Annotated in this window: 2 protein-coding genes; one reads left to right on the top strand and one right to left on the bottom strand. The window is 64.7% G+C overall.

Annotation, left to right across the window (positions count from 1 at the left end; all coding sequences use genetic code 11):
- Nucleotides 1–885: transketolase family protein (locus tag MOV75_RS38030; protein ID WP_246929434.1), on the bottom strand; the 885-nt coding region annotated here is incomplete at its 3' end.
- A 374-nt stretch (nucleotides 886–1259) separates the two neighbouring features.
- Here MOV75_RS38030 and MOV75_RS38025 point away from each other — a divergent pair.
- On the top strand, nucleotides 1260–1420 hold a 161-nt coding region (locus tag MOV75_RS38025), incomplete at its 3' end, for a DUF4164 family protein (RefSeq protein WP_247007980.1).

Genomic DNA, 1420 nt, shown 5'->3' with positions numbered 1-1420 from the left:
GGCTGCGCGCCACGCCTTCAGCACGTCGTCGGCGACCGCGAACGGCTCGAGCGAGATGCCGAGATTTTCCTTGGCCGCCTTGAGCTCGTCGGCGCCCAGCGCCTCGCCATGCACCTTCGAGGTGCCGGCCTTGTGCGGCGCGCCGAAACCGATGGTGGTGCGGCAGGCGATCAGCGTCGGCTTGTTGGATTTCTTCGCGCGCGTGATGGCGTCTGCAATCGCCGCCTGGTCATGGCCGTCGATCTTCTCGGCGGCCCAGCCCGCGGACTTGAAGCGCTTCACCTGATCGACGGAATCCGAGATCGAGGTGGGGCCGTCGATCGAGATGCCGTTGTCGTCGTAGAGCACGATCAGCTTGTTGAGCTTCCAGTGCCCGGCCATCGCGATCGCTTCCTGCGACACGCCCTCCATCAGGTCGCCGTCGGAGGCGAGCACGTAGGTGTGGTGATCGACGATCTTCTTGCCGAACTCGGCGGCGAGCATCTTCTCGGCGAGTGCCATGCCGACTGAGGTCGAGATGCCCTGGCCGAGCGGGCCGGTGGTGGTCTCGATGCCCTTGGTGCGGAAATTCTCGGGATGCCCCGGGGTGAGCGAATCGACCTGGCGGAACTGCTTGATCTGGTCCAGCGTCATCTCGGAATTGCCGGTCAAGTACAGCAGCGAATAAAGCAGCATCGAGCCGTGGCCGGCCGAGAGCACGAAGCGGTCGCGGTCCGGCCAGGCGGGCGCGGCGGCGTCGAATTTCAGGAACTGCGTGAACAGCACCGTGGCGATGTCGGCGGCACCCATCGGCAGGCCGGGATGACCCGATTTCGCCTTCTCGACAGCGTCCATCGAAAGGCCGCGGATCGCGTTGGCCATACGGGAGTGATCGACCTGCGTCATGTCTGAAATCCGTCTGAAATGAGGCGCTTGGAGGCGAGGTACGCCCGCGCGGGAGGAGCCTGGCGGCCACTGAAGGTCGGGGCTGGGATAGCACCTCGGTTCCGGGAGTCCAAGGCAATCAAACGCCGGTTTGGCCGTAAAAGTTGCCTATGTGGAGACCGGTTTTCCGCCGGGCTCGCGCGTGGGAGGAACGGTCGAATCGGGACGACCTCCTTCCGATCTATCGGTGCATAGTTTCGCGGCGACGTTGCGCTGGGCTAGCTTGCCACGTAAATTTCTGCTTCTAACCGCTTGCCGAACCGAGTCTTTTGCCGGGCGGCAAGCTCCAGGAAAAGGCCACTGGGCAAAGGCCGCCAGGTTCCACCGCTGACTGCATGAACGATCGCGTGTCCAACAGTTCCGCCATGACGGAGTCCTCCGCGGTCGAGATCGACATCGCGACCCGCAGGCTGATGGCGGCGCTCGATGCGCTCGAAAGCGCGGTGGAGCGGCGGCGCGACGCCGATCGCGACGAGAACGAGCTCGCGGCGCGGAT

Source organism: Bradyrhizobium sp. PRIMUS42 (assembly GCF_023006515.1).
In the GTDB taxonomy this organism is placed as follows: Bacteria; Pseudomonadota; Alphaproteobacteria; order Rhizobiales; family Xanthobacteraceae; genus Bradyrhizobium.
This window is presented reverse-complemented; position numbering and strand designations above follow the sequence as displayed.